Source organism: Halomicronema sp. CCY15110 (genome assembly GCF_016888165.1).
GTDB lineage: Bacteria > Cyanobacteriota > Cyanobacteriia > Phormidesmidales > Phormidesmidaceae > Halomicronema.
In genome coordinates this window covers 40,131-46,847 of the sequence record NZ_JACSWC010000194.1, presented here as the reverse complement: position 1 = coordinate 46,847, position 6,717 = coordinate 40,131, and the positions used below count along the sequence as shown (strand labels likewise).

General features: G+C 57.2%; 6 protein-coding genes. 3 read left to right on the top strand and 3 right to left on the bottom strand.

Translation table 11 applies throughout. The annotated features are described in order from the left end of the window. Positions 1-28: 28 nt before the first annotated feature. Positions 29-682 carry a Uma2 family endonuclease gene (locus JUK32_RS05960; protein WP_204137933.1) on the top strand — a complete coding sequence of 218 codons (654 nt, stop codon included), beginning with the start codon at positions 29-31 and terminating at the stop codon, positions 680-682. Between the two features lie 132 nt (positions 683-814). Here JUK32_RS05960 and JUK32_RS05955 read toward each other — a convergent pair whose 3' ends face one another. Both JUK32_RS05955 and JUK32_RS05950 read right to left on the bottom strand, forming a co-directional pair. Further along, positions 815-1,501, bottom strand: a complete 687-nt coding sequence (locus tag JUK32_RS05955; RefSeq protein WP_204137928.1) for an HAD-IA family hydrolase — start codon at positions 1,499-1,501, stop codon at positions 815-817. Between the two features lie 8 nt (positions 1,502-1,509). Next, positions 1,510-2,703 carry an NAD(P)/FAD-dependent oxidoreductase gene (locus tag JUK32_RS05950; protein ID WP_204137927.1) on the bottom strand — a complete coding sequence of 398 codons (1,194 nt, stop codon included), beginning with the start codon at positions 2,701-2,703 and terminating at the stop codon, positions 1,510-1,512. A 76-nt stretch (positions 2,704-2,779) separates the two neighbouring features. Between JUK32_RS05950 and JUK32_RS05945 the strand changes: the two genes are divergently transcribed. Continuing rightward, the gene (locus JUK32_RS05945; protein ID WP_204137926.1) at positions 2,780-4,192 is read left to right on the top strand and encodes a recombinase family protein; all 1,413 of its coding nucleotides are present in this window, start codon (positions 2,780-2,782) and stop codon (positions 4,190-4,192) included. A 257-nt stretch (positions 4,193-4,449) separates the two neighbouring features. Here JUK32_RS05945 and JUK32_RS05940 read toward each other — a convergent pair whose 3' ends face one another. After that, positions 4,450-5,301: an MlaE family lipid ABC transporter permease subunit gene (locus tag JUK32_RS05940; RefSeq protein WP_239112369.1), complete on the bottom strand. Its 852-nt coding sequence runs from the start codon at positions 5,299-5,301 to the stop codon at positions 4,450-4,452. A 489-nt stretch (positions 5,302-5,790) separates the two neighbouring features. On the opposite strand from JUK32_RS05940, the gene JUK32_RS05935 reads away from it, so the two are divergent. Then, a complete protein-coding gene (locus tag JUK32_RS05935; RefSeq protein WP_204137925.1) occupies positions 5,791-6,705 on the top strand; it encodes a hypothetical protein in 915 nt (304 codons plus the stop codon). Positions 6,706-6,717 lie beyond the last annotated feature (12 nt).

Sequence of the window (6,717 nt, the reverse complement as noted above, 5' to 3'; positions counted from 1 at the left end):
GTCACCAGAGCAGGCTCAGTCAGCCGATATAATCTTTCCACCCGGTGACCTCTACAGTGACGAACCGCCCTTGGAAAGTTCTCTGCATTTACAGCAAATGTTCCTGCTGCTGTCATGTCTGAATTGGCTCTGGAAAGACCGCACAGACTACTTTGCTGCTGGCAACTTGACCATTTATTACAGCCCGGAACAGCGCAAGTCAGAGGATTTCAGGGGACCCGATTTTTTTGTGGTGTTGGGGGCCGAACAGCGCCCGCGCAAGAGCTGGGTGCTATGGGAAGAAGGGGGGCAATATCCCCACGTGATTGTAGAGCTGCTGTCAGAGAGTACAGCCAACACCGATCGCGGGTTGAAAAAGCAGATTTACCAAGATATCTTCCGCACCCCCAATTATTTTTGGTTCGACCCCGATACGCTGGAGTTTGAGGGATTCCAGTTGATGAATGGCACCTATGAACCGATTCCTACTACGGAGTTAGGGTGGCGGTGGAGCGAGCAGTTGGGTCTGTACTTAGGGATTCACGATCAGCAACTGCGCTTCTTTACCCCTGAGGGCCGCCTCGTGCCTACCCCTGAAGAACACGCTGAGGCCGAGGGACAGCGCGCTGAGTCTGAACGTCAACGCAATGAACAACTGGCGGCCAAACTCCGTGAGTTAGGCGTTGATCCGGACACAATTTAGATATTGGTGAAGACTACGAACGGGTTATGTTATCCCCTGAACATCCTGGCTGCAGAGATGTTGTGTGATGGTCGCGATCGCCCATAGCCAGTTCTATAACCTGGATGGGCTGACCCAGCCTGCAACACGACATTACAGCTGCGGCGGTTGGTCACTATATTTAGTGATGGTTTCTGCGGGCCGTTGCAGCCAGATCGCCCGCAGACCCGCCCCTTTTCCCCCTTCAAAGTCATCGCCGTAGCTATCGCCCACATGCCAGGCATCAGCCGGATCACAGTCATGTTTTGCCAGGGCCGCCGCGAAAATCTTGGGATCCGGTTTGGCCGCCCCCACTTCACTGGAAATTGTGACTGTGGCGAAAAAGTCCGCTAGGGCCAGGGAGTCCAACACAGTGAAGAGGCGGGAGTCAAAGTTGGAGATCACCCCGAGCTCAATGCCTTTGGCCTTCCAGCGTTCCAGAGAATGGTAGGCATCGGGGTAAACTACCCAAGGTTCAGCCCCGGCGAAGTAGGCGTAGAGATCCGCAAAAAAAGCCTCGAAATCGTCAAAGGCGTCAAACGCCCCAACGTCGGCGAAGGTTTTTTCCGCGATCGCCTGCCACCAGCCATACTCCAACGCCGGGATTTGAGTGGTCTCTGCCCCCGGAAACGCCATGGCCTCGGCATCACCGAACTGCTTAAAAAACGCCTCATTCAGCGCGACGGGATCGGCCGCCACATTAAAGCGGTCGGCAATGGTGGCATAGGCTTGCCCCACGCTGCCATCGACCCCAAAGAGCGTACCAACGGCATCCAGAAAAATAACTTTAGGCTGTTCCATAGCGATCGCTATACCGACAACAGGTCACGCAGGGGTTGCTGAATCCAGTTCAACCCGACGCGAATTTGATGATCCAGGGTGGGCATCCGATAGAGATAGGTGAGACGCCGCGCCACGTGCGCCATCGGCCCATCTAGCTTGAGGCCCAGGCCGGTGAGGGTGGCATTGTCGACGCCGAGGGCCATCATTTCACCCAGATGCTGATACCGGAAGGGCAGCTGGGGGCGATCGCGCAGGGAGGCCCAGAGATTCCAGCCCGCATAGTCGGCTTGTTGCAGCGCCGATTGGGCGGTATTGGGCACTTGCTGTCCCGTCGCGTCTTTACAATCAGCCAGGTCGCCCAGGGCGTAAATTTCGGGATGACCGACCACTTGTAATGTGGGTTCCACCTGGATTTGCTGGCGATCGCTACGGGGCAAATCCATCGTGTCCAGTAGCGGCACGACGCGGGTGCCTACCGTCCACAGCACGATATCGACCGGCAGTTCATCGGACTGGTCACGAAAGGTCAGGGTGAGGGAATCCGCAGTGATATTTTCCACGTTGGTGTCTAAATCGAGCCAGATGCCGCGCTCAGAGAGCGCTTCGCGGGCTGCCTGGCGGTTGAATTCGGTAGAAGTTTGCAGGATGTCGTCCGCTCGCTCGACCAATCGCACCCGCCCGCGATCGCCCAAGCGATCCGCCACTTTACACGCGAGCTCGACGCCGCTGTAGCCGCCGCCGACCACGGCCACGCGGATCTTTTCAGCATCGGATGTTTCCAGCGCTCGCAACCGCTCTTGCAGCCGTTGGGCATCTTCGATCGCCCGGAAGGGCAGCGCGTGCTCCGCAGCCCCAGGCACCATATCCATCGGCGTTTCCCCCCCGACGGCCAGCACGAGGCGATCGTAGTCCAAAGTTTCGCCAGTGCCGAGCTGTACCTGCTGCTCGCTTTGGTTCACCGATTCCACCGTGGTTTGGATGAAGCGAATGCGCGTATCGGCCAGCAGTTCCGTATAGGCCGGGGCGATTTCCCAGGTTGCCAGTTCCCCCGTCACTAATTCGTAGAGCAGTGGCGCAAACAGGAAGCGATCGCGCTGGTCAATCAGCACAATTTCCACCGGCTCCTGGGTGCTCCAGGGCAAAGAATTCAAGCGCAGAGCGGTATACAGGCCCCCAAACCCGCCCCCTAAAATACAAATTCGCTGTGCTGCCTCAGTCATAACTATCCGGTGAAAGTGTGTCCTTTCTTTAAGATAATCGGCGGACGGCAGAACGGGATGGCTGATTGGGGGAGGAATGCTCACTATCCTAAATCTGACCTTAAGGGTTGGTCTCCCGGTGGCGGTGGCCTGGCAAGCTGAAAGGGTGCGATCGCTGCCGCCCCCCAACCGCATGACCACATTTGCTTATACCCGTCTGTCGCCTTATAACCCGGTTGCTTCCAACCATGAAGCACTGGCGGCTACGGTCGATCGCCTGTATGTGGATCATTGTGATGTACAAGATCCGCGCCCAGAGCTGCAACGCCTTTTGCACGATTGTCGCCAGGAGTTGCCAGAGCAGGTGCTGATCCAGCAAGTAGGCGATTTGGGCAGTTCCCCAGCGGCGGTATTTGCCGTGTTGCAAGCCCTGGAAGACCGAGGAATTTTGGTGACGACGGCGGATGGCAGTTATCGCACCCTGGCCGCAACCAGCTCGGAACGGTCGCCCGAAATGTTGTTCCAGCTGGCGGCCACGGTCGAAGCGCAGCATCGTCGTCAGCAGTTAGAGGCCGGACACGCCCGCAACCGCATCAATCTATTGCCGCCGCCGGGCCGCGCCCCCTATGGCTATCGGCGGGGCCGCTATCGCTATGCACTTGATAAAGCTGCCGCCCCCGCCGTCAAAGCCTTTTTTGAGCAGTTCATTTTGTATGGTTCGATTCGCGGGGCGGCCCGATTTTTGGACAAAAAATATGGCAAAAAAATTGCGCCATCGACGGCGCAACGGTGGCTGCAACATCCGATCTATCGCGGCGATTCCGAATACAAAGACGGGCAGGTGATTCGGGATACGCACACGCCGATCATTGCCCGCGATGAGGCGGCCCAGGTCGATCGCTTGCTGCGGCGTAATCGCCAACTGCCCCCCAAAACCGTGAGTGCGGAGCGATCGCTAGCGGGACTGGTGCAATGTGCTGAGTGCCAGAGCAAACTGCGGGTATCGCGAGTCACTCGTCCCCGCCAAAAACAAGAATATTTGTACCTGCGTCCCCTGGAATGTGGTCGAGAGAAATCTTGTCGGGCGATCGCTTACGACACTGTACTCGCGCAGACGATTGCCGCCATCGGTCAGGAATTTCCCCGCGCCGTCGCGAACTTCCAGGCCCCGCCAGTGGGCGCTATTAAAGCCGGAATTCTCGCCCAAATTGACACCAAGACCGCCTTGCTGACTCAGGTTGACCAGTTACAATCACAAGGCGTATTAGACCAAACCAGCGCTGATTTGCGCCGCTATACCTTGCGGGGCGAATTGGCCGATTTGGCACAGCAGCGATCGCAACTGCCCCCCGAAAACCTGGCTGAGATTGCTCAGACCCTCGGGTCACCCGAATTTTGGCAAGGGCTCTCAGAATCCGAACGCCGGGTGTATCTGCGCGAGTTTATCCAAACAATTTGGATTGAGCGTACCGATGCCCCCTGGCAAGTCCGCATTCAGTTTGTGTTTTAGCCCACCTCAGCAGCGATGCACGACCACCGGGCCAACCCGCAATCGTGGCTCCGTATCATCGGCCCATTCAGGGGCAATCATGCGGTCTGATCCTGAATCCTGAATCCTGAATCCGAATCGCTTACCCCGACTCAGAGCATGGTGCCGATCAGGCTGAGCTGGCCGCAGCTCTTCGACGGGCTCAGGGCAAACGGCAGGTATTTTTTCGAATCAGGGGGATAGGAGCCGGACTGGGCATGACGACAGAAGTGTGTGCTCTAGTACATCACCGCGACCCCGTGGAAGAGGATCAGCGTGATGAAGAAATCAACGACAAATAAACCGACCCAAGTCGTGACGACTGCGGACGTGGTCGCTCGCCCCAACCCTTTACTGCAAGTAGTGGTCAGGCCCCAGGTACAGCCCGCTAGGGCCGTCATCGCCCCAAAGATGACTGCTTTGAGCAGCACGGCAAAGAGATCAACGGGTTCCAAGAGTCCCTGTACCGAGTCCAGAAAAATCGGCGCTTGCACGTCATACAGCAGATGCGCGGCCAGCAATCCTCCCCCGACCCCGACCACTAACCCCAGCATGGTCAAGATGGGCAGCATGACGCAGCAGGCGACGACCCTGGGCACCACAAGATATTCAATGGGGTCGGTGCGTAAAACCTTGAGGGCGTCAATTTGTTCGGTGATCTTCATGCTGCCAATTTCGGCGGCAAAGGCGGAACCCACTTGCCCAGCTAAAATGGCGGCGGTCAGAATGGGGGCGAGTTCGCGGCAAAAGCCCAAGGCAAAGGCCCCGCCCAAAGCGTGGAGCGTGCCAAAGCGGGCCATTTCGCGCGCGGTTTGAATGGCGAAAATCATCCCCGCGAACAGGTTGGTCATGAGCACCGGGGTCAGGGCTCCTGGCCCCGCCGCCACCATGTGCTCCATCACACGGTGGCGCTGCACTCGCCCGCGCAAAATTCGCATAATCACCTGACCGCCTAGGAGGGTGCCCATCAGAATGTGATACGGACATGATCGCGCTAAGGGCTGTTCGTAGGGCGGGAGGGAGGCGTAAACCGAACGGTGATCGCGCCCCCTATCGAGGGTACGGGAACTCCGGCGAAGGAGATTGAGCATGATAAATGCCCTGATTTTAAGCTTAGACTGCCTATCACAACCATCACAGTCAACAATTGCCTCTGTAAAGTTTTCGCGTTGTCGTCTGAGTCTCCCAGCCAGAGCAAGCCCGATGAGTCCATAATCTCGACGCTTCTTGGTGCAGAGCCCCTGTCCGGGCAGTCAGCTTTACCCGCCAGCCTCCGAGACCTCAATGCGAAACTGCGGATTCGACGCTGCTGAGGGAAGCGATCGCGGGTGTCATGAACCTTGCTTGAGGGCGTCAGATACTTTGTGAGCGCCGAGGTTCAGCACGCCTCATACCCAATTCAACCAGCGCAGCGCAGCGAGTCACCTGGCTCGCGATCGCCATTCTCCACAGCGCCTCAGATCAAAATTTTCAATCAGGGGTTGCAAAGCCGAAAATATATAGTACATTTGTATCTAAAGAGATAGATAGTACATACAAACTATCAAAGAGCTTCCATCCTAAAGCATTGGTTTGCCCCCATGAGTTCAGATATCAGTGCCATTCGTGAACAGCTGCTAGCCGTCCGTCAGCAATCCCAAGCGGCGTCTGAGTCGCCCTTGCCGTCCGGTTCTGCGTCGCCGAGTCTGCCGGCCCTGGATGCTGACGGTGTAACCTGGCAACCGCCCCAACGAGCGGATGTGGCCCAGGCGTTAAGACAGCGATCGGCCATGCAGTCGAGTCAATGGCCGACCCCCGAAGAGCGAGCGGCGCAAGGGGCTGTCCCTGAGACTCAGCCGGTGGAACCAATCAATATCCATCGCTACTTACAACGCTTGCACGGTGAAGCCGAACGCATTAACGAGCTGTACTACCAACAAGAAGCGGCGATTCGCAAATTCCACAATTCCGTCAATGGCCTCTCGCTCATCCTGATGAAGCACCCCCAGGCGGCCATGCAGGTCGATCAGTTTTGCGAAATTCGAGATGCGGCCCTCACGACCGTGATTCAAGATGAACATAATCGCTATGTCTTGACGGCGATCGATCTCGATTTGAATTTAGACCAGCAGCAAGCTTCGGAAACTGCTGCAAATTTGCGCGCCCGGGCCCAGGCACCCCAGCGTCAGTCCAATAGGTCGAGGCGTGCTGGCTGGTTTGAGTCCTGGCATCAGGTCTCGGAGCTGTGGCAGATTTTGACGACCACCATAGAAAACCAGACGCAAATTACCCCGATCGATATCTTGATGTGGTGCGGGGGCGGCATCATCGGGCGCTTGGCCTTGCAGTTGGCCTTGGCTGCCGTTCCGGGCTTGTGGCCCTGGGTCATCGGCATCACCATTGGCGCGGTGGCTTTAGGGTTGTACCGTTTGCTCTTTGCCCCGCGTACCGATGCCGCGTTTATTGCCCGCCTATTTTTGGCGCTGCTGGGCTTAGGAATTGGCGGGCAATTGTAATTGGCTGGTTGT

Excerpts from the sequence above, each read along its gene's own strand:
- JUK32_RS05950 (WP_204137927.1), bottom strand. The coding sequence starts at position 2,703 with ATGACTGAGGCAGCACAGCGAATTTGTATTTTAGGGGGCGGGTTTGGG.
- JUK32_RS05945 (WP_204137926.1), top strand. The coding sequence starts at position 2,780 with ATGCTCACTATCCTAAATCTGACCTTAAGGGTTGGTCTCCCGGTGGCG.
- JUK32_RS05940 (WP_239112369.1), bottom strand. The coding sequence starts at position 5,301 with ATGCTCAATCTCCTTCGCCGGAGTTCCCGTACCCTCGATAGGGGGCGC.
- JUK32_RS05955 (WP_204137928.1), bottom strand. The coding sequence starts at position 1,501 with ATGGAACAGCCTAAAGTTATTTTTCTGGATGCCGTTGGTACGCTCTTT.
- JUK32_RS05935 (WP_204137925.1), top strand. The coding sequence starts at position 5,791 with ATGAGTTCAGATATCAGTGCCATTCGTGAACAGCTGCTAGCCGTCCGT.